The sequence below is a fragment of the Lachnoclostridium phytofermentans genome, assembly GCF_000733755.1.
Classification (GTDB): Bacteria; Bacillota; Clostridia; order Lachnospirales; family Lachnospiraceae; genus Lachnoclostridium; species Lachnoclostridium phytofermentans_A.
In genome coordinates this window covers 466,165-487,852 of sequence record NZ_JPOF01000002.1, presented here as the reverse complement: position 1 = coordinate 487,852, position 21,688 = coordinate 466,165, and the positions used below count along the sequence as shown (strand labels likewise).

Annotated in this window: 17 protein-coding genes; 12 read left to right on the top strand and 5 right to left on the bottom strand. The window is 35.5% G+C overall.

The genetic code is table 11. The features are described from left to right. Positions 1–75: 75 nt before the first annotated feature. From CC92_RS0104785 to CC92_RS0104765, 5 genes are all read left to right on the top strand, one after another. Positions 76–972 carry an ATP-grasp domain-containing protein gene (locus tag CC92_RS0104785; protein ID WP_029504147.1) on the top strand — a complete coding sequence of 299 codons (897 nt, stop codon included), beginning with the start codon at positions 76–78 and terminating at the stop codon, positions 970–972. After that, positions 969–1,832: an ATP-grasp domain-containing protein gene (locus tag CC92_RS0104780; protein WP_029504148.1), complete on the top strand. Its 864-nt coding sequence runs from the start codon at positions 969–971 to the stop codon at positions 1,830–1,832. Before CC92_RS0104785 ends, CC92_RS0104780 begins: the two co-directional genes overlap by 4 nt. Before the next feature lie 273 nt (positions 1,833–2,105). Further along, entirely contained in the window at positions 2,106–3,695 is a 1,590-nt protein-coding gene (locus CC92_RS21435) for a tetratricopeptide repeat-containing diguanylate cyclase (RefSeq protein ID WP_029504149.1), read from the top strand. Between the two features lie 16 nt (positions 3,696–3,711). Beyond that, the gene (locus tag CC92_RS21430) at positions 3,712–5,322 is read left to right on the top strand and encodes a tetratricopeptide repeat-containing diguanylate cyclase (RefSeq protein ID WP_029505435.1); all 1,611 of its coding nucleotides are present in this window, start codon (positions 3,712–3,714) and stop codon (positions 5,320–5,322) included. Between the two features lie 531 nt (positions 5,323–5,853). Next, on the top strand, positions 5,854–7,524 hold the full coding sequence (locus CC92_RS0104765) for a formate--tetrahydrofolate ligase (protein ID WP_029504153.1): 1,671 nt from the start codon (positions 5,854–5,856) through the stop codon (positions 7,522–7,524). 165 nt (positions 7,525–7,689) lie between these two features. Here the strand turns inward: CC92_RS0104765 and CC92_RS0104760 are convergent, their stop codons facing one another. Then, on the bottom strand, positions 7,690–8,112 hold the full coding sequence (locus CC92_RS0104760) for an aspartate carbamoyltransferase regulatory subunit (protein ID WP_029504154.1): 423 nt from the start codon (positions 8,110–8,112) through the stop codon (positions 7,690–7,692). Between the two features lie 70 nt (positions 8,113–8,182). Next, positions 8,183–9,106: an aspartate carbamoyltransferase gene (pyrB, locus tag CC92_RS0104755; RefSeq protein WP_029504155.1), complete on the bottom strand. Its 924-nt coding sequence runs from the start codon at positions 9,104–9,106 to the stop codon at positions 8,183–8,185. A gap of 248 nt (positions 9,107–9,354) precedes the next feature. On the opposite strand from pyrB, the gene CC92_RS0104750 reads away from it, so the two are divergent. Then, positions 9,355–10,149, top strand: coding sequence for a hypothetical protein (locus CC92_RS0104750; RefSeq protein ID WP_031420186.1), 795 nt, complete (start codon positions 9,355–9,357; stop codon positions 10,147–10,149). A 134-nt stretch (positions 10,150–10,283) separates the two neighbouring features. On the opposite strand, the gene uxaC is transcribed toward CC92_RS0104750, so the two are convergent. The 3 genes from uxaC to CC92_RS23595 all read right to left on the bottom strand — a co-directional run bounded on the left by uxaC (position 10,284) and on the right by CC92_RS23595 (position 13,285). Then, positions 10,284–11,684 carry a glucuronate isomerase gene (gene uxaC / locus CC92_RS0104745; RefSeq protein WP_029504157.1) on the bottom strand — a complete coding sequence of 467 codons (1,401 nt, stop codon included), beginning with the start codon at positions 11,682–11,684 and terminating at the stop codon, positions 10,284–10,286. A 69-nt stretch (positions 11,685–11,753) separates the two neighbouring features. Next, complete coding sequence (locus CC92_RS0104740) at positions 11,754–12,755, bottom strand: LacI family DNA-binding transcriptional regulator (protein WP_029504158.1); 1,002 nt, start codon at positions 12,753–12,755, stop codon at positions 11,754–11,756. Positions 12,756–13,213: 458 nt separating this feature from the next. Continuing rightward, positions 13,214–13,285 carry a hypothetical protein gene (locus tag CC92_RS23595; RefSeq protein WP_420323181.1) on the bottom strand — a complete coding sequence of 24 codons (72 nt, stop codon included), beginning with the start codon at positions 13,283–13,285 and terminating at the stop codon, positions 13,214–13,216. Here CC92_RS23595 and CC92_RS0104735 point away from each other — a divergent pair. From CC92_RS0104735 to CC92_RS0104710, 6 genes are all read left to right on the top strand, one after another. Further along, positions 13,278–14,735, top strand: a complete 1,458-nt coding sequence (locus CC92_RS0104735) for a tagaturonate reductase (RefSeq protein ID WP_029504159.1) — start codon at positions 13,278–13,280, stop codon at positions 14,733–14,735. The genes CC92_RS23595 and CC92_RS0104735 overlap by 8 nt on opposite strands. A gap of 62 nt (positions 14,736–14,797) precedes the next feature. Beyond that, positions 14,798–16,279 carry a UxaA family hydrolase gene (locus tag CC92_RS0104730; RefSeq protein WP_029504160.1) on the top strand — a complete coding sequence of 494 codons (1,482 nt, stop codon included), beginning with the start codon at positions 14,798–14,800 and terminating at the stop codon, positions 16,277–16,279. A gap of 255 nt (positions 16,280–16,534) precedes the next feature. Continuing rightward, positions 16,535–17,566 carry a sugar kinase gene (locus CC92_RS0104725; protein WP_029504162.1) on the top strand — a complete coding sequence of 344 codons (1,032 nt, stop codon included), beginning with the start codon at positions 16,535–16,537 and terminating at the stop codon, positions 17,564–17,566. Between the two features lie 344 nt (positions 17,567–17,910). After that, positions 17,911–18,741, top strand: a complete 831-nt coding sequence (gene kduI, locus CC92_RS0104720) for a 5-dehydro-4-deoxy-D-glucuronate isomerase (RefSeq protein ID WP_029504163.1) — start codon at positions 17,911–17,913, stop codon at positions 18,739–18,741. Positions 18,742–18,960: 219 nt separating this feature from the next. Then, positions 18,961–19,848, top strand: a complete 888-nt coding sequence (locus CC92_RS0104715) for a glycoside hydrolase family 88 protein (protein WP_029504165.1) — start codon at positions 18,961–18,963, stop codon at positions 19,846–19,848. A 131-nt stretch (positions 19,849–19,979) separates the two neighbouring features. Beyond that, entirely contained in the window at positions 19,980–21,536 is a 1,557-nt protein-coding gene (locus CC92_RS0104710; RefSeq protein WP_029504166.1) for a glycoside hydrolase family 28 protein, read from the top strand. The last annotated feature ends 152 nt before the right edge of the window (positions 21,537–21,688 follow it).

The window sequence follows — 21,688 nt, the reverse complement described above, 5'->3', positions numbered from 1 at the left end:
TATAGTAATATAGAAAAGTGTGAGAAAGACTTCTAAAGTACTTAAATGTGGTATTAAGAAGGAATGGAGGATATTATGAAAGCATGGTTAATTGCCAATCAATTTCTTATGAATAATAAATTTAGTGAACTGACTAACTGGTTGTTTCAAGCAGCAAAAGCTGCAAACATAGAGATGGAACTTAGGACAAATGCAGAGTGTCTCGCTATCTTAGGAAGAGGAGGAGTGGATGCATTTAAACAATATCATGAAACACTTCCTGAGTTTGTTCTTTTTTGGGATAAGGATGTAAGGCTAGCTACTTACCTCGAATCCCTTGGAATACCTGTTTACAATTCTTCACAGTCTATTGCACTCTGTGATGATAAATCAATGACACATCTTACCCTAGGGCAGTATGGGATACCGATGCCAAAGACAATATTAGCACCGATGACCTATGAAAATATAGGATATACTGATTATGATTTTTTAAAGGGGGTCGGGAAGGAACTTCACTATCCGTTGGTAATAAAGGAATGTTTTGGTTCTTTTGGTGCTCAAGTTTATCTTGCAAAAGATGAGGAAGATTTGCTAGGAAAAGTGAAACAAATAGGCACAAAGCCAATGCTGTTTCAAGAATTTATCAAAAGTAGTGAAGGTAGAGATATTCGGTTACAAGTAGTTGGAGACCAGGTAGTAGCTGCAATGTATCGTTATTCTGAAGTTGATTTTCGAGCAAATATTTCAAATGGTGGTAAGATGAGAGCTTATCAGCCAACGGATAGGCAAATCAATCTTGCTATTGAATGTACGAAGATATTAGGATTAACCTTTGCAGGAGTTGATTTATTATTTGGTGAAAATGAGGAACCAATCGTTTGCGAAGTAAACTCCAATGCTCATTTTAAAAACATTTTTGACTGTACAGGGGTAGATACTGCAAAGCAGATAATAGACTATATTCTTATGGAGAAGGGGAACAAAAGATGACAATTTGGATGATCTATCAGGAAGCAGATGCTAAGAAAAATGAATGGTATATCAAGGAACATCAAGAGCTAGGGAAGGCGATGGGGCTCGATATCCAGTTAAAACTTGTTGAAAATTTAGAAATTGGTGTGAAAGAAGGAAATCTTATTATTTCTGAACATAAGAAAATACTAGAACCGCCGAAAGCAGCTATTGTGCGCACTATATGGCCATTGTTAAGTGAGCACTTAGAAGCTTTAGGAACAAGAGTTTTTAATCCAGCATCGATTGCATACCTATGTAATGATAAAGCAAGGACCTATCGTGAAATATTAAAACTTAATATAAAAGTGATATCAACAGAGTTTGTAAAGAAAGAAAATTTATTAAAGAAGTTAGCCATAGAAACAAAACCATGTATCGTAAAATCAGTGGATGGCCATGGTGGAAGTGAAGTTTTTCTAATTACAACCGAAGATGATCAAGCTGTGTTAACGCAGATTTTAAGCCTGAAAGCAAATGATTTTGTCATACAGCCATATATCAAGGGGAGAAAACAAGACTTACGTGTCTACGTCCTTGGAAAAAAGATTCTAGGGTGCATTCTTAGAACAGCGAATCAAGGGTTTAAATCTAATTTTTCTTTGGGAGGTACGGTCTGCGAGTACCAGTTAACGCTAAAAGAGCATGAGATGGTCCAAAGAATAGTTAACGCATACCCATTTGATTTGGTAGGAGTTGATTTTCTAGTGACTGAGGAAGGAGAACTAGTCTTTAACGAAATTGAGGATGTGGTTGGAGCTCGTATGTTATATCAATGTACGAATGTAAACTTGGTAAAAGAGTATTTAAGCTATATAAAACATGAATTAAAGTTATAACAGTTCATATTTTGCCACAAAATCAGTGAAAATATAGCATATTCTACCAAAAAATACTTTGAAAATTTATATAACTATGATAAAATATTATCGATGTTTCAATAGAAGCAGTTCTGATACCATATAGCGGCAAAGGAGAAATAATCAAATGACCTATATGGTATTTCTTTTATAATTTAAATGTAAAAATTGTCCTATTACATATTAGCTACAAAGAGTTTGTATCTTATTTTGCAAAAAACTTCTAACAAACATCTGAAATGGAGGTTGAGTATGGGCTATGCAGATATAACAAAGTTAATTGATAAAATAGAACATACTCGACTAAATGAGATTGAGTATAAGAAAAAGCTATGCTATCAATTAATAGAGAACTCGATTCAAAAACATAACAAAAATGGGATTGCTTGTGCGATGTATATCCTTGCAAGGATTAACTATCAGCAGGGAAAGTTTAAGCAGAGTTTAGAATTTTTGTTACGTGGCGAGGCTTACGTAAAACGAGGAGAAAAGTATACCCTTAAAATAGATTACAACACTCTTTTTGGAATTCTATATTCGAGATTAGGAAACGAACAGCAATCATTTAGTTATTTCCTAAAAGGTATTAAGTTAGCGAAGTTAAAGAGAGAAGGAAAAAGATTAAGAATTCTTTATCGTTCTATTGCTCATGCATATCAGATATTTGGTGATTATGAAGATGCGCTTGAATATTATAAGAAAGAAAAGTTAAGTTATCGGCTACGGTCTGTAAAGGAAGAAAAACAAGTGCTTTCTTATGATTTATTTTTGTTGGAATGTCATCTGGGAACTTGCTATTTAAGCCTTGATGAGTTAAAAAAAGCAGAGGACATATTAGAGAATATAAAGAATTATTTATCTATGTATACGAATGAACAAAGATTACCATATTATTATTTTTATTGTAGGTTGTTATTTGCAAAAGGATTTTATGAGGATGCCAAGGAAACACTTGATCTTTTTATCAACACCGTACAAGAGATGGAATTTTATGTAGATTATTTTGATGCCTGCATTGAAATGGTACAGGTATTAATGGATACAAATCTTAAGGAAGAAGCTTATCAGTATGTTGTAGCAATTGGTAAGATGAGTACAAAAGCTATGTCAGAGGAATATCGGCTTAAGTATTTTGATGCAAAGATACGTTTTGGACTTATTTTTCATCCCTCTGAAAACATGGAGGAGGATTTTGAAGAGTTCCTTAAATTAAGTGAAAGGATGGAGGAGGTCTTTCGCCAGGCAAAACATGCGAATCTTAAAAATAGAAAGCGTTTTGATGATACCGTTTATTATAATACTTCTATGATGAGTAACTTGCATTATTTAAAAGAGCGATCTGAGCATGATGCATTAACTAAGCTTGCAAATCGTTATTGTCTGAATGAATATTTGGAGAAAAACTTTAAGAAAGCAAGAGAGAAGGGTTACACCATTGGTATTGACGTTTTGGATGTCGATTACTTTAAACAATATAATGATACATTTGGGCATCTTTTTGGTGATCAGTGCTTAGTGGAGATTGCGGATACTATGAGAGAGGTAGCTCCTGATTATTTTTTGGCTAGATTTGGAGGAGATGAATTCTTTATAGTATTTCTTAATGCAGATACGGCAAGAGTATTGGAAATAGCAAATCGACTTAAGGAAGTTTTAATATCAAAAGCGATAAGTCAAGCCCAGGAAATTCCTTACCAATGCCTTACGATCAGCCAAGGGCTAGTGAATGCAGTACCAAAGATGGGGCAGACAGTATCAGATTTCATTCATTGCGCTGATATGGCCTTATACAAGGGGAAAAAATTAACGAAAAACTCCATCTTTCTTGGTGAGATTACATAATGAAAGGCGAAGGATTATGGAACAGGAACAGTGTTCAAGTAAGTTAGAGCAGCGTTATATCGATTTAAAAAATGTACAGTATACTGACATTACGTTATGGAGATTGACAGCACTAGAGTTACTATCTCTCGCTACCTTAGAAAAAAGTCCCAGAAAGAGAGCATTAGCGCTTCAGTCATTAGCAGAACATTCTTTTTATGTAAGTAACTTAGAAGATAGTCTTGACTATTGTTTGGAGTTAATCAATCTATGCGAGATAAATGGATATAAGAACAGTTTAGCACAAGCGAATAACATCATTGGAGCAATCTTGGTGAAACAAAATAATGAAGTGAAAGCGCTGGAATACTTTTTACTTGCCTTAGAATATCTTGAGGGTAGTCATAACTATCTTTTACGTTCTTCTATTTATGTGAATATAGCAGATTTGCATTCTATTTTAAAAGACTATCAAGAAGCTATAGCTTGCTATGAGATTGCGGAAAAAAATTTATTAGAAGAATTTGCGATGCGTGGACGGAATCAACGAAATATCGAGCAGCAAATCTTCGAAATCCATTATCTATCAAAACGGTGTTTTACTTATTGTGCCATGGGTGAAGTGATGAAAGCAATCCAGTTGCGAGATCAATTGTTAGGTATGGAACAAAATGAGTTACCATTGATAAAAGAATTATTAACTATCATCCAATCAAAACTAGGTTATCAATTAGGAGAGTTTGAACAGTTTAATCGAGATATCGATGATGTGATGCAAGGTGCTAGGAATACTCAGATTTTCGGTTTACTTTATGAAGAGTATCTGGATTTGCTTGAAAAATTAATTACTAGAGCGGACTATGCTCGTGTTGAGAGGATGCTTGAGATAGTGAAACCGACACAAGTCATTGTTAAATCAATCTCGTTAATGCTTCACTATTATCAAGTAATTATACCTTATTATCGTATTACAAAAAAAGAGGAATTAAATGAAGTATATCATAACTTCTATCACCTAATGAAACAGCGTGAACTTAAAATCAACGAATCACGCATCTTGAATATAAAATCGAAAATATCGTTGGAAAAGGAAGTTGAAAAGCAATTAAAAAATGAGAAAGAAATACATAGGCTTAAGTTATTGTCTGAGCATGATGCGCTTACAGGTCTGGCAAATCGGTATCTTTTGAATGAGTATTGCGAGCAGCTGTTTGAAGAGAATAAAAGAAAGAAAACAGAATTCGGTATCATCGTTGTAGATATTGATTTCTTCAAACATTTCAATGATTATTTTGGGCATCTTGAGGGAGACCGTTGTATCAAAGAAATTGCAGAGGTGGTACAAAGAGAAAGTAAAGAACAATTTTGCGCACGATTTGGTGGTGACGAATTTTTCGTTATTACAAGTGGTTTAAAAGAAGAGGAACTTTATCATATGAGCGATGCAATCAGAGAAGGAACTCTAGATTTAAAATTCTCACAAGCAAAAGAGGTTGAAATGCGTTACGTGACTGTAAGTCAAGGAATTTGTTCTTCCATTCCCATGAACGAGCAGACTTATTCTGATTTTATTCATTCTGCTGATATGGCCTTATATCGAGGGAAAAAAACTGAGAGAAACTCTATCTTTATCGGAAGTTTGAGCTAAGTATACCATGGAAGCATTACCAACAATTATGCAATGAAATTAGTTCATAATATGATATAATAGATATGTTCCAATAATGATGGCGAAAATTGCGCGCACACCGGCAAGCTTTCGTCTGATACCAAAGAGAAGAAGAGTAAGATACCAGAGTCAGCACATTATTACTGGCATAATAATCGGGTTGATGCTGTAAAATATTAAGTTACGACAGAAATGAAGGTAAAAAAGTTAATAGCATGCGAAACTTTAAGCTGCAAAGGAAAAAAGAAACTGTGTTAAGCCGGTCTATGGAAACAAAGAAGGGTTAACACAGTTTTTGACATTTAAAAATAAAGAATACATATGAAATAATAAACATAATTACTATAGTTACTTTTGATAGATAAGTAACAGCTTTTGGAATAATAAAAAACGGAATATTAGTCCCTATTATAAGTCAGATACAAATAAATAATAATGAAATCCCTTTTTTTCTGAAAATAATTTGTTATAATGAAAGCTAAGGAATATAGAAGGTAGGAGGAGCTAGACATGAAGTCTGATATAGAAATTGCTCAGGAAGCAAAAATGATACACATTCGTGAGGTTGCCAAGTCACTCGGTATCACTGAAGATGATATGGATTATTATGGTAAGTATAAAGCGAAGTTCACGGATGAGCTCTGGAATGAAATTAAGGACCGAGAGGATGGAAAGCTGATCCTTGTTACGGCAATTAATCCAACACCTGCCGGAGAAGGAAAGACAACAACAACGGTAGGGCTTGGTCAAGCGTTTGGAAGACTGAAAAAGAATGCTGTAATTGCGCTAAGAGAGCCATCCCTAGGTCCATGTTTTGGGATTAAGGGTGGTGCTGCTGGTGGTGGTTATGCTCAAGTTGTACCAATGGAGGATTTAAATCTTCATTTTACTGGAGATTTTCATGCTATCACATCAGCAAATAATCTACTGGCAGCAATGCTTGACAATCATATTCAGCAGGGAAATGCCTTAAGCATTGATACGAATCAAATTGTATGGAAGCGCTGCGTGGATATGAATGACCGCGTACTTCGTAATATTGTTGTTGGACTCGGTAGAAAAGCAGATGGTGTGGTTAGAGAGGACCATTTTATTATAACCGTTGCTTCAGAAATCATGGCAATTCTCTGCCTGGCAAGTGATATGCATGATTTAAAGGAAAGATTAAGTAGGATAATCGTTGCATATACTTATGAGGGTAAGCCGGTGACTGCAAAAGATTTGAATGCAGTAGGTTCTATGGCTGCTTTATTAAAAGATGCTATTAGGCCGAATTTAATACAGACTACTGAGAATACACCTGCCATCATACATGGTGGACCATTTGCTAATATCGCACATGGATGTAACTCGGTTAGAGCAACAAAGACAGCGCTTAAGTTAGCCGATTATGTGATCACTGAAGCAGGTTTTGGAGCAGATTTAGGAGCAGAAAAATTCTTAGATATCAAATGTCGTATTGCTAAATTAAAACCGGCAGCAGTCGTGTTAGTGGCTACTGTTCGAGCACTTAAATATAATGGTGGTGTAGCTAAGACTGATTTATCTGCTGAGAATTTAGAAGCTTTACAAAAAGGTATTGTAAATCTTGAAAAACATATCGAAAACATTCAAAAATATGGTGTGCCAGTCGTAGTTACTTTAAATAAATTCTCTACAGATACCGCAAATGAATTATCGTATGTGAAACAGTTTTGTGAGGAGAGAGGTTGTGAATTTTCTTTATCCGAAGTTTGGGAAAAAGGTGGTGAAGGTGGAATTGACTTAGCAAATAAAGTAATTAAGACCATTGAAACCAAAGAGAGTAACTATCATGCCTTATATCCAGATGAGATGTCTTTAAAGGATAAGATGGCGACTATCGCAAAAGAGATCTATGGAGCAGACGGAGTAACCTTTGATCAAGCTGCCTCAAAAGAAATAGATCGCTTAACTGAATTGGGATTTGGAAATCTACCAGTTTGTATGGCGAAAAATCAATACAGCTTATCTGATGATCCGAACAAACTCGGAAGACCAACCAACTTTACGGTGAATATACGAGAAGTTTATGTTTCTGCAGGGGCTGGTTTTGTTGTTGCAATTACAGGGACTGTCATGACAATGCCAGGATTACCAAAGGTTCCGGCAGCGGAGCGAATTGATGTAAACGAAGAGGGTGTTATTACCGGACTTTTTTAGGCATTATAGTGAGTTCAATGAATCCTTTATGAGTTGAGTAGGAATAGATAGAGAAAGAATTTTAGCGATATAACATAAACATAATCCTCCATTAAGCAAGTGGCTTACAGGAGGATTATGTTGCTTTTATTAATATTAATTAATACTTATCAGTTTAGTCATTTATCAATTTCTAAAAGCTTGTTCACAATAGATGCAGCGATATACACCTTTGTTTGGGTCTGTTAATTTGAAACGATGAGGAAGCTCTTGTTCAATTGAGGTAATGCATCTTGGATTTTTACAACGTATAATTCCGGTTACTATTTCCGGAAGATGTAAATGACGTTTCTCGATAATTACTCCATCTTCTATAATATTTACAGTAAGAGTTGGATCTAAGACACCCAACCTATCAAGATCAACCACAAGAGGACCTTCGATTTTTATAATATCTTTTTTACCCATTTTATTACTTTTTGCATTTTTTATAATAGCAACGCTACAATCTAATTTTTCAAGATGCAGGTATTCATAAATCTTCATGGCGCATCCAGCTTGGATATGATCTATTACAACTCCTTGAGTTAGCCCACCAATGTTTAACATAGGTTCTCCCTTCCGATATGAAATTTAATGATATGTTAACTTATTTAATTTTAATATGGGTAGCACAATGCTATTCTAGTGGTATTACATTAAGTAAGGACATGATTAATGCCATACGTGCATAAACACCAAATTCAGCTTGTTTAAAATATACCGCGCGAGGATCATTATCGACCTCGGTAGCAATTTCATTGACACGTGGAAGTGGATGAAGTACAAGCATGTCATCTTTGGCGCCTGCCATCTTCTTGGCATCTAAGATAAAGCTATCTTTTAAGCGGATGTAATCTTCTTCATTGAAGAAACGTTCTTTTTGCACTCTTGTCATGTAGAGAATATCAAGATCTGGCATAACTGCTTCGAGATTTTTTACTTCTTCATATGGAATATTTCCACGATCTAGAACTTCTTCTCTTAAATAAGTAGGAATCTTCAATTCATCTGGTGAAATCAACACGAATTTAATTCCCTCATATCGAACCATTGCATTAATTAAGGAATGTACTGTACGACCGAATTTTAAGTCACCACAAAAACCAATGGTTAAGTTATTTAAACGGCCTTTTAAATTTTTAATGGTTAATAAATCAGTGAGAGTTTGGGTCGGATGATTATGACCACCGTCACCGGCATTGATTACCGGAATAGAAGAATAGGTAGAAGCGACTAACGGAGCACCCTCTTTTGGATGACGCATCGCACAGATATCAGCATAACTAGAAACAACACGAATTGTATCAGCAACACTTTCACCTTTCGCAGCGGAGGAGGAATCAGCAGAAGAAAATCCTAAGATACTACCTCCAAGATTAAGCATCGCAGCTTCAAAGCTTAGTCTTGTTCTTGTACTTGGTTCGTAGAAGAGAGTAGCAAGTTTTTTTCCACGGCAACATTCGGAATATTGTTTCGGATTGGCGATGATTTTTTCAGCTAAATTAAGAACATCCGATAACTCCGAAAGTGATAAATCTAATGGACTGATAATATGTTTCATAAGCACCTCCAATGTTTTTTCAACTACTCATTGTACTATATTCATATCTTAATTACAAGAAGTTTTTTTAGAATTCAAAGCAGAAGATTTTAGAATTCAAAGCAGAAGTTTTTAAATCAAAGTAGATGTGTACTTTTGAATTCAAGGATACATGAAATGGAGTGTCGAAAGATATCTGATGAAAACTAGACTTGAAGAATTTTACATTGAGTATATAATATAGATATCATTAGTTAAAGGGAGACAATATGCTGAAAATTGAAATAATAAATGGTGAAGTTATTAAACAAAGTGAAGAAAAAGAAAAGGAAAAGGAAGTTCATTTGGTCTATAATAACGAATATGCGGAAGGTGATGCCATTAGGATTACGGTAGACAAGCCTAATGGTTTTTATGTGATTCAATTGGATGATGCTATTAGAGAAAACTTCGTTTATTTAACAGACAATACTTTTACATATGAAGTGCCATTTGGCGAAAAGAAAATCAGTCATTCACCAAAGTGTTTTTATGGTAAATGCCATGTTCTTTTTCTGAGATATGCAACCACAGAGGAAATTGAACAGTACAAAAATTTATGCCTTAATAAGTATGATATTAACTACAAAGAATCCGCTTGTCATCCTCATGCAGATGCCAATGTGGAAACGAGAGGAGAATCTGTATTTGCAGCAAAAAATGCGATTAACGGAAATCGTGTCAACACATCTCACGGAGCATGGCCTTATGAGTCATGGGGAATCAACCGTGATGATAATGCTAAGATAAAAGTGGATTTTGGAAGGGATGTACTTGCAGATAAAATTGTTATGTATACAAGAGCAGATTTTCCACATGACAATTGGTGGAGTCAAGTTACGGTGACATTTTCTGATAATAGCCAAATTGTATGGGATTTAGAAAAAGGTGACAATCCACACGTTTTTTATTTTGATAAAAAGGTAATCAGATGGGTAGAGCTTAGCAATTTAATAAAGTCGGACGATCCATCCCCATTCCCTGCCTTAACTCAATTAGAGGTGTATGGAGTGGAGGCTATGTAATATTTTTAAGACATAGGGCCTTTAGAGATCTCTATGAGGGAGTAAGAAACATAGAAAAGACATCTGATTCCATTCGAAACGGAAAGCAGATGTCTTTTTATATAGGGAATTACTCTAGCTTTCTATTAGATTGATTAGAAACCAAAGTATCTCTTCGTATTATTGTAGGAGATATCCTGAACCATCTGTCCAAGGAACTCGATATCGTTTGGATACTCACCATTCTCTACCCAGGTTCCGATTAAGTCACAGAGGATTCTTCTAAAGTACTCATGACGAGTATAGGATAAGAAGCTTCTGGAGTCAGTTAACATACCAACAAAGTTAGCAAGTAGACCTAAGTTAGCTAAAGAAGTCATTTGCTCAGTCATACCAACCTTGTGATCATTAAACCACCATGCAGAACCTTGTTGAATCTTACCAACTGCAGTAGCGTCTTGGAAACAACCAAGTACAGTACCAATAGCAGCGTTATCGGTAGGATTTAAGGAGTAAATGATTGTCTTTGGTAATTCATCAGAGGAATTTAACGCATTTAAGAAGTTTGCTAATTCCGCAGAGGAACCTTCGGTGTTGATACAGTCAAAACCGGTATCTGCACCCAACTGATTATAACGGAATACGTTATTATCACGCTTTGTGCCATAATGTAACTGCATAACCCAACCAAGACGGTTATATTCCTTGCCTACGAATACCATGAATGCAGTCTTAAACTGTAATTCTTCCATATCGGAGATAGAACCACCAGCTAATCTTTTTGCAAAGATTGCTTCGATTTCTTCTTCTGTTGCTGGTTTGTACATTACATAGTTAAGAGCATGATCAGATACCTTACATCCCATGGAATGAAAGAACTCAAGACGAATCTTTAATGCTTCTTTTAAATCAGCAAAACTTGCAATTTTAACACCACTAACGGATTCTAACTTAGCTAAGTAATCAAGATATTCTGGCTTCTCTAAGTTCATAGCCTTATCTGGTCTCCATGCAGGTAATACTTTAACATCAAAAGAAGAATCTTCTGCAATTGCTTTATGCCATTCAAGAGAATCGATTGGATCGTCTGTAGTACAAATAGTTTCCACGTTGGATTGCTTGATTAATCCGCGAACGCTCATCTCTGGCTGGCTTAACTTTTCGTTACAAAGTTTAAAAACTTCTTCTGCATTCTTAGCACCTAAGGTACCGAAGTAATCAAAGTATCTCTGTAACTCGAGATGACTCCAATGATAAAGTGGGTTACCAATTGCTTTTTGAAGAGTCTCGGCCCATTTTTCGAATTTTTCAATATCACTAGCATCCCCTGTGATATATTTTTCATCGATACCGTTGGATCTCATTTGGCGCCACTTGTAGTGATCGCCACCTAGCCAAACCTGTGTAATGGTATCAAAGCTGCGGTCTTTTGCAATTTCCTCTGGATTAATGTGACAGTGATAATCGATGATTGGCATTTTTGCAGCGTAATCATGATATAAAATTTTGGCGGTTTCTGTTGATAATAAGAAATCCTTGTCCATAAATGGTTTCATAGTAGTCCTCCTTGTGTCTGTTGTTATTATGATAAAAAAACCATTGATCGATGCAAGTAACTAATTATTTTAAAAATTGGTAGTTTTTCGTACGATCAAATCGTTTGATATCGTCGTTTTATTTGGTACATCATTTCCATTCAATACACGCATTAAGGTTGAGATTGTGCTAATGCAAAGAGTTTCAACGTGATTATCAATGGAAGTTAATTCAGGATCACAGCAGGTGGTTAATAGGGAATTGTTATAACCAATAATGCTTACATCCTCAGGTATCATACTGCCGGAATCTTTAATGAACTTTATAGTCCCAATTGCTAGTAAATCTTCAGCGGTTACGGCAGCATCGTAGTGTAAACCTTGTTTTGCTAAAGAACTCAATAAATTCTTAGTGTCAGCTAAATTGTTAGGACACATCTGCATTAAATTCTCATCGAGCGGTAATTCATGAGCAGCTATAGCAGCTTTATAACCACTTAATTTTTGTAAACCGCTATATGATTTTGAATTATACAAATACAGAATTCTTTTTCTTCCCTGAGTAATAAGCTTACTAACTGCATCATAAACGGCTTGATGATCATCACACAAAGTACAAAAAATTCTTGGATGACTTAGATATCCATTAATTAACATAATAGGTACTTCGTCAGCTGCTTCCATGATATAAGCATTGTCCTTCTTATTTGCTTCAAGAAAGCTAGAACCTACCATGACAATTGCGTCTACACGTTTCGAAAGTAGGAGTTTTAAGTATTTCTGCTTTGTATGTAGTTCATAACCGGTACAACATAGGAATGAATCGTAACCATTTTTCCGTAGGTTTTGTTCTAAATGATAAACTGCATTAGCGAGAAACGTATCAGAGGAATCGGAACACATGATACCGATTGTCTTCATCGTATTTAAACCAAGGCCTCGGGCAAAAACATTCGGAGTATAACCAATCTCTTTCATAACATCAAGTACTTTTTGCTTTGTTTTCTCACTTACATTGGGATTTCCATTAATAACACGGGAAACCGTGGCAATGGAGACGCCAGCTTTTTGTGAAACATCATAGATATTCATTTGCGATTTGACTCCTCCTTTAGTTTTTTATCCTTCCCTTATATAATTCCCCATGCTTCAACATGACTACCAATATAATAAGCCAGAATATTTCTTGTCAAGTTCTGGTAGATTATTTCGAGGCAATGTAAGCGCTTTTATTAGAGAAGTTATGTAAGCGCTTTTATAGAATGATTTGTAAGCGCTTACAGTTTGAACATATAACTTGTCAAAATTCAACTCTTATTATACTATACCCCTAAAATACTGACAAGAGCAAATTGTTAAAAGTTTTTCGTTTATTTTTAGTCATTTTATATAGATAAAAAAAAACGATGAAAAAGCATTGACATACGATGTAAATACGGGTAGAATTGGAGATGTAAACGCTTACATTAATGAACGAAAATTTTCATGAATGATAAAAAAAATAAAGAAAATACTATGTAAGAAATGTAAGCCTAAAGAAATATCGCCTTTTATCGGAAGTAGAAAGATAGCTTACGATAAGCATATAAAAATGATAATAAAGGAGAATCAGCAATGAACATTCTTAACAAATCAATTTCAAAAGCAAAAGAAAGACCGGTTAAGGTTCTTCAGTTTGGTGAAGGTAACTTCCTTCGTGGATTTGTGGATTACATGATCGATGTTGCAAATGAGAAGGAGGTATTTGACGGTAGTGTAGTTGTCGTAAAGCCAATCGCTTTCGGTAACCTTGCTATGTTCCACGAACAGGAATGTCAGTATACATTATCTCTTCGTGGTAAGGAAGAAGGTCAGACTAAAGTCTCCAATCGTATTATCACATGTATTTCCGATGCAGTAGATACCATCAATGAATTTGATAAATATGAGGCATTTGCAAAATGCGATACCTTACGTTTCATTGTTTCTAACACAACAGAAGCTGGTATTGTATATGATGAGACAGACGAGTTTAATGCATGCCCACCTAAGACATACCCAGGTAAACTTACTAAGTTTATGTTCGATAGATTTACTTATTATAATGGTGACGAGAGCAAAGGTCTTATCGTAATTCCATGTGAGTTAATTGAAAACAATGGTCCTGAGTTAAAGAAATGCGTACTTCAGTTTGCAAAGCTTTGGAATCTCTCAGATGAGTTCGTAGCTTGGGTTGAAAATGCTTGTATTTTCTGCTCTACCCTTGTTGATCGTATTGTAACTGGTTACCCAAGAGAAGAAGCTGAAGAAATGTGCAATGAGTTTGGTTATAAAGATAACTTAATTTGTACAGGTGAATTATTTGCTCTTTGGGTAATTGAAAGTGATAAAGATATTTCTAAGGAGTTACCACTTGATAAAGCTGGTCTTCCTGTTATCTTTACGGATAACCAGAAGCCATACAGAGAAAGAAAGGTTCGTATCTTAAATGGTGCTCATACTTCTTTCGTACTTGCTTCATTCCTTGCTGGAAATGATTTTGTGAAAGAATCTATGGAAGATGAAACAGTTCGCAAATTTATGATGAGCACAGTGTTTGATGAGATCATTCCAACTCTTTCCTTACCAAAGGCTGAGTGTGAGGAATTCGCAAATGCAGTAATCGAGCGTTTTGAAAATCCTTTCATTAAACATGCATTATTATCTATTTCCTTAAATTCTGTATCCAAATGGAAATCACGTTGTATGCCAAGCTTAAAGGGATACGTAGAGAAGTTTAATACACTTCCTAAGCATTTATGCTTCTCCCTTGCAGCATTAATGAGTTTCTATACAGGATCAGAGATGAAAGACAATGCTTTAATCGGACATAGAGGAGAAGAAGAGTATAAGATTTTAGACGATGCATTCGCGCTAGAATTCTTTGCTGCAAATAGCGGAAAATCTTCTAAGGAATTTACAGAGGCTTACCTTAGCAATGAAAAATTCTTTGGAGAAGACTTAACTAAGATTGAAGGTCTTGTAGATGCTGTAGCTTCTTATGTAGATGATATTCGTGCTAACGGTATGAGAAAGGCGATGGAAAATCTATAATCGAAAAGCATTCATTTGAAACTTAGAGACATTTTTCAAATGACGGCAGAAGGAGGATTTTTATGCAAGAGTTCGTAAAAATAAATAGTAAAGATAATGTAGCAGTTGCCCTTAATGACTTAACTAAGGGCATGACCTTAGAGGTTGATGGGGCAGCAGTTACTTTAACCGAAGACATTCCTCGTGGACATAAATTCACTTTAACTAACTTAAAGGAAGGCGAGAATGTTATTAAATATGGTTTCCCAATAGGACATTTAACAAAAGAAGTAGAAACAGGTTCATGGGTTCATACTCAGAATATTAAGACTAATTTAGGTGAATTATTAACCTATAATTATGAACCTGATGTTACCCAATTAGAACCTCGCGAAAAAGCTACTTTTATGGGATACCGAAGAGACAACGGTAAAGTTGGTATTCGTAATGAGATTTGGATTATACCAACCGTAGGCTGTGTAAACAAAATTGCAGAAGCAATGGAAAAACAGTTTAAAGATAAACTTACTGGTAGCGTAGAAGATATTATTGCATTTCCACATCCATATGGATGCTCTCAGATGGGAGATGATCAGGAAAATACAAGAATTATCTTAGCGGACCTTATCAATCATCCAAATGCAGCAGGAGTATTAGTACTTGGTCTTGGTTGTGAGAACTCGAGTATCGCTGAACTAAAGAAATACATTGGGGAATACGATGAGGACAGAGTTAAATTCCTACAATGTCAAGATGTTGAGGACGAAATGGAAGTTGCAGAAGGGCTTATTAGTCAGTTAATATCTTATGCAGCAAAGTATGAGCGTGAGCCAATTAGTGCAGATGAATTAGTGATTGGTATGAAGTGCGGTGGTTCCGATGGTATGTCTGGTATTACTGCAAATCCAACGGTAGGTGTTTTCTCTGATATTTTAGTAGCTCAAGGCGGAACAACATTATTGACCGAAGTTCCTGAGATGTTTGGTGCAGAAACACTACTTATGGCTCGTTGTGAAAATGAAGAGTTATTTGAGAAAACTGTGGAAATGGTAAATGACTTCAAAAACTACTTCAAGAGTCATAATCAAACAATTTATGAAAATCCTAGTCCTGGAAACAAAAAAGGTGGTATCTCTACTTTAGAAGATAAGTCATTAGGATGTACTCAAAAGTCTGGTTCTGCTCCAATTAAGGATGTCTTAAAATATGGTGAAATTGTTAAGACAAAAGGATTAAATTTATTAAGTGCTCCTGGTAATGATTTAGTTGCAGCTACTGCTCTAGCAGCATCTGGTGCACATATGGTACTTTTTACAACTGGTAGAGGAACACCATTTGCTTGTCCGGTACCAACGATGAAGATATCTACCAATACACCGTTAGCGATGAAGAAAAATAACTGGATTGATTTTAACTGCGGCACCTTAGTGGAAGGTAAAACACTTGACGTCTTAGGTGAAGAGCTATTCCAGTATGTTCTTGCAATTGCTTCTGGTAACAAAGTGAAGTCTGAAGAAGCAGGATTTCATGATATGGCTATTTTCAAAACAGGTGTAACACTTTAGAAAATAGCAGATTTTTACACATGGTTTTATTGCCAAAGATGTGGTAAAATTATATAGTCTTTAACGCTCAATTTACAATTACCAATGTGGTTAATTGTTTGAGAAATCTAGGATAGATGTAAAAAATGCGAACAAACTATTCTAGAAGGGTTGCACTTACTTTAAGTACAGGTTACAATATAAAAGGTAAGTTAGCAATGCGCAAAGCCTGCGCAAAATAGAGAAAACTATGGAAGATAAAGGAGATATAAGACAATGGCAAAAGTAGTAACAATGGGCGAAATTATGTTAAGATTATCCACACCAGGATTTGAAAAATTTATTCAGGCAGACAGCTTTGATGTTTGCTACGGTGGTGGAGAAGCAAACGTAGCAGTATCTTTAGCAAATTACGGACATGATGCTTCTTTCGTGACTAGAGTTCCAAAGAACGAAATCGGTGATTGTGCAGTAGCAGCTTTAAATAAGATGGGTGTTGATACAAAGAATGTAGCACACGGTGGTGATAGACTTGGTATCTACTTCCTTGAGACTGGTGCTGCTATGAGACCATCTAAGGTAGTTTATGACCGTGCTCACTCTGCAATTGCAGAAGCTTCAGTTTCTGATTTCGATTTTGATAAAATCTTTGAAGGTGCTGATTGGTTCCACTTTACTGGTATTACACCAGCAGTTTCTGATAAGGCAGCTGAGGTAACTGAGGCAGCTCTTAAGGCAGCAAAAGCTAAGGGAATCACTGTTTCTGTTGACTTAAATTTCCGTAAAAAGTTATGGTCCTCTGAGAAAGCTCAGAAGGTTATGACAAACTTAATGCAGTACGTTGATGTATGTATTGGTAACGAAGAAGATGCAGAAAAGGTTCTTGGCTTTAAGCCAGGTAACACAGATGTAACAAGTGGTGACTTAGAGTTAGCTGGTTACGAAGATATCTTCAAGCAAATGGTTGCTAAATTCAACTTCAAATATGTAGTTTCTTCCTTAAGAGAAAGCTACTCTGCATCTGATAATGGTTGGTCTGCTTGTATCTACAATGGTGAGACTGGTGAGTTCTATCATTCTAGAAAGTATAGAGTAACACCTATTGTTGACCGTGTTGGTGGTGGTGACTCTTTCGCAGCTGGTGTAATCTGTGGATTTGTTGATGGTAAGGACTTTAAGTCTGCTCTTGAATATGGTGTAGCAGCTTCTGCATTAAAGCATACAATTCCTGGAGATTTCAACCTTGTAACTCGTTCCGAAGTTGATGCTTTAGTAGGCGGAGACGGTTCAGGTCGTGTACAAAGATAATAGAAATGCAAAAATAATGTAATAGCTATGGGTATTGTGTCAATAAGAACAATACCCATATGTGATATTCGGAAACAGGTGAAATAATTACTTTTTTTACTTTTAAATATATAAAAGAAGTAGTTATATTCCAAAGATACTATAGAAACATATGACCAATCACTCTGTGGCAAATCTATTACATACTGGTTTGTTTTTAAAATGGAGAGTGAACTGCAAGTTGAAGCGAGCGCTGTAGCTTAACATGCGTGTGGTAGCGATTTTTCATGACAAGGAAAAGTTCTAAAAGCGTGCTTTTTCTTGTTTATCGAATTTTAGAAAAGCAGCGCAGAAAGAAGGTAAACATGGAACTTAGAACAGCAGCATCCCCAAAGGATGTGAAACATTATACAACAGATCGTCTTCGTGAAGAGTTTTTAATTGATGATTTATTCAAGGTAAATGAAATTAAACTTGTTTACAGTCATATTGACCGTATTATTACAGGCTCCGCTGTACCAGTGAACCAGGTATTAAAATTAACTGCTGGGGATGAATTACGTGCAGAATATTTCCTTCAAAGAAGAGAAATGGGAATTATTAATATCGGTGGAAAAGGAACTATTACAATTGATGGTACCGTTTATGAGTTAGAGTATAAAGATGGTATGTACATTGGTATGGGAGCAAAAGATATTTCTTTTGCAAGTGTGGATGCTACAAATCCTGCCAAATTCTATATCAACAGTGCGCCAGCTCATACCTCTTATCCAACCGTATTAATTAAACCAGAAAATTGTGTTAATGTGGAACTTGGATCCTTAGAAGGCTCCAATCACCGTGTAATCTGTAAGTACATTCTTCCAGGTCAGGTAGAGAGTTGTCAGCTTGTCATGGGTATGACACAGTTAAAGCCAGGTAGTGTATGGAATACAATGCCTTGCCACACTCATGATCGTAGAATGGAAGTTTATTTGTATTTTGACATGCAAGAAAATGATATGGTATTCCATTACATGGGTGAGCCAACAGAAACAAGACATATCATTATGAGAAACGAACAAGCAGTTATTTCTCCAAGCTGGTCCATCCATTCAGGATGTGGAACAAAAGCCTATACGTTTATCTGGGGTATGGTTGGTGAAAATCAAGACTTTGATGATATGGATGCATGTGAGTTAAAAGAATTAAGATAAGACGAATGTAATATAGTTTGTAACGCCTGCGGTTTTAGGCAGTTGTCTATGATCGCAGGCGTTTTTTAGAAAAGTTTACAGGATCAAATCGAAAGTATTAGAATGAGACACATGTCCGAATGGAAAGTATAAAATAAGATACATGATTAATCTTCATAGTAACTAGGGATTAGAAGGTCCCATTCTTAGTTACAAAAGGGAAAGGCACCGGTAACATATATGAATTTGGATCAATTCTTTCAGGATTATTTAGCAGAGTTTCAAAGTGATAAGGGAAGTCTTAAGGGCTACGAAGTAAGTCTATTCTTACAAGGATGTATGGGCTTGTATCAAAAGACAAAGGAAGAGTGCTATCTCGAGCTTTTGAAAACTTATGCAAAACAACGTATTACAGAAGAGGGAACTCTAATAGAAGAATTTAAAAATGATGAGATGCTAGAGAATTACCATCTTGGAATACTTCTATACTTCCTATGGAACCAAACAAAAGAAACTTTTTATGAGAAAGCATTAAAGGAGCTAGGTAGTACATTTTCCTCAAAATATCAGGGGAAAAATCCAATGTTTGCAAAGGAAGTTAAAAACATAAAAGATATTTACATGGTTCAACCTTTTTACACACTTTATGATACTATATATAATAAGAAGGAACACTACCTCGAGATTATGGAGCAATTTCATACCATTAATCAGTTCCCGAATGATTGTAAAAAAGCTGTCCTTTACGTAGATTGTTTTTCTGGTATGTCAGAAGAGATTTATGAACATTATCTTACCTTATTAAATCTAACGAAAGCTACAATCAAAGATATTTTAGGACATGCAAGGGAGAATAAGTTATTCCTTAATGATGGTGTAGCTGACGGCAGTGAATCGGTAGAGAATACAATATTCACCTCCTATGCAGTATTAAAATCATGCCATTATAAGATTTTGCTTGCAGAAAAGTATGAATCTACAGGAGCTTACCTTTTTCATGCAGCAATGGAGCAGTATGTTTCTCATCAAAAACAGATGGAAGCAAAATCAGGACAAGCATATTTAGATAAGATAAAAATGATGGGCATCTTTATGATGGCATATTCCTATCTTCCAAGCAATTTCTAGATTAGAGGATATATTTTTATTCCCCATTACAAGTTAAGATAAGCAGGAAATAAGATGAGTTAGAAGATTGACTCACTTTTTATAGGTTGAGGTTGAAACATAAGAGCAACCAAGCCAGAATTGAGGTTAATATGAAGTTTAACGTGATATTAAAAACTGCGAGAAAAGCAGTGATAGAATTAATAGGACAAGGATTTTATTATACCGATAAAGAGTATGAAATCTATATCAATAATACATTATATACAAAGAGCACGAAAGTTGTTCAGTCAATTCATAATCTAAAACCAAATACAGAGTATAGCATTTACGTAAAAAATGATACTGAAACTTCCGAAGTAGTAGTTATAAAAACAGAATATGAGTTTGTTACGCTCAATGTAAAAGAGTTTGGTGCTAAAGGCGATGGTGTTCATGATGACACCACAATGATACAATGTGCTATTAATTCTTGTCCGAAGGATGGACGGGTGTTAATCCCAGAAGGGTGTTATAAGATTTCTACGCTCTTTTTAAAAAGTGACTTACGCCTTGAATTAGCAAAGGGTGCAGTGTTATCAGCGTTTACAGATCGTTCCAAATTCCCAATTCTTCCAGGTAGAATTGAAAGTTTCGATGAGACAGATGAGTATAATTTAGGAAGCTGGGAGGGGAATCCACTCGACTCCTTTGCTGGTATTATTACTGGTATCAATGTCTCTAACGTTGAAATTACTGGTGAAGGTACTATAGATGGTTGTGCCGATGCTACCAATTGGTGGAATAATCCAAAAGTAAGAAATATTGCTTGGAGACCAAGATTAATCTTCTTAAATCATTGTAATAACGTAACAGTACAAGGGATAACGGTAAAGAATAGTCCATGCTGGAATATCCATCCATACTTTTCAGATGATCTTTCGTTTGTTGACCTTACCATACTTAATCCAAAGGATTCTCCAAATACCGATGGACTTGATCCAGAGTCTTGTAAGAATGTCTTAATTGTCGGAGTATACTTCTCTTTAGGGGATGATTGTATTGCGATTAAATCGGGTAAGATTTATATGGGAGCGAAGCATAAGCGTCCTTCTGAAAATTTAGAAATCCGTCAGTGCTGTATGCGAGATGGACATGGTTCCATCACAATAGGAAGTGAGATGGCTGGAGGGGTTAAGAATCTGACAGTTCGTGAATGTCTCTTTATCGATACCGATAGAGGACTTCGTATCAAAACAAGACGTGGTCGTGGTAAAGATGCAATTATAGATGGTGTTTTATTTGAAAACATTCGCATGGATCATGTAATGACTCCAGTTGTTATTAATTGTTTTTATTTTTGTGATCCAGATGGTCATTCTGAATATGTACAAAGTAAAAATCCTTATGCAGTAGATGACAGAACGCCTTTCATCGGTGAACTAACCTTCCGTAATTTAGATTGTACAAACTGTCATGCAGCAGCATCCTATATGTATGGCTTACCTGAGCAAAAAATAGAGAAAGTAACCTTTGAAAATGTTTCGATATCCTTTGCCGAAAATGCTATAAAAGCAGTTCCAGCGATGATGGATGGTGCAGATGAAACTAGTTTACTCGGCTTATACGCAAACAATTTAAAAACATTAGAACTAAAGAATGTAAGAGTAGAGGGTTGTGAAGGTGAGAAATTCTTGTTAAGTAACATTGATAACTTGATACAAGAATAATCACGAGAAATAAAATGAGTATGAAGTTCTTAAAGTTTTAAAGTTTAAGCGATTGGTACAAGTAAAAAAGCTTTTTGTCATTCACTTATCAGATATTATATCTAGTAAGAAGGAATGGCAAAAAGCTTCTTTAAATTGATAAGAAATTATTG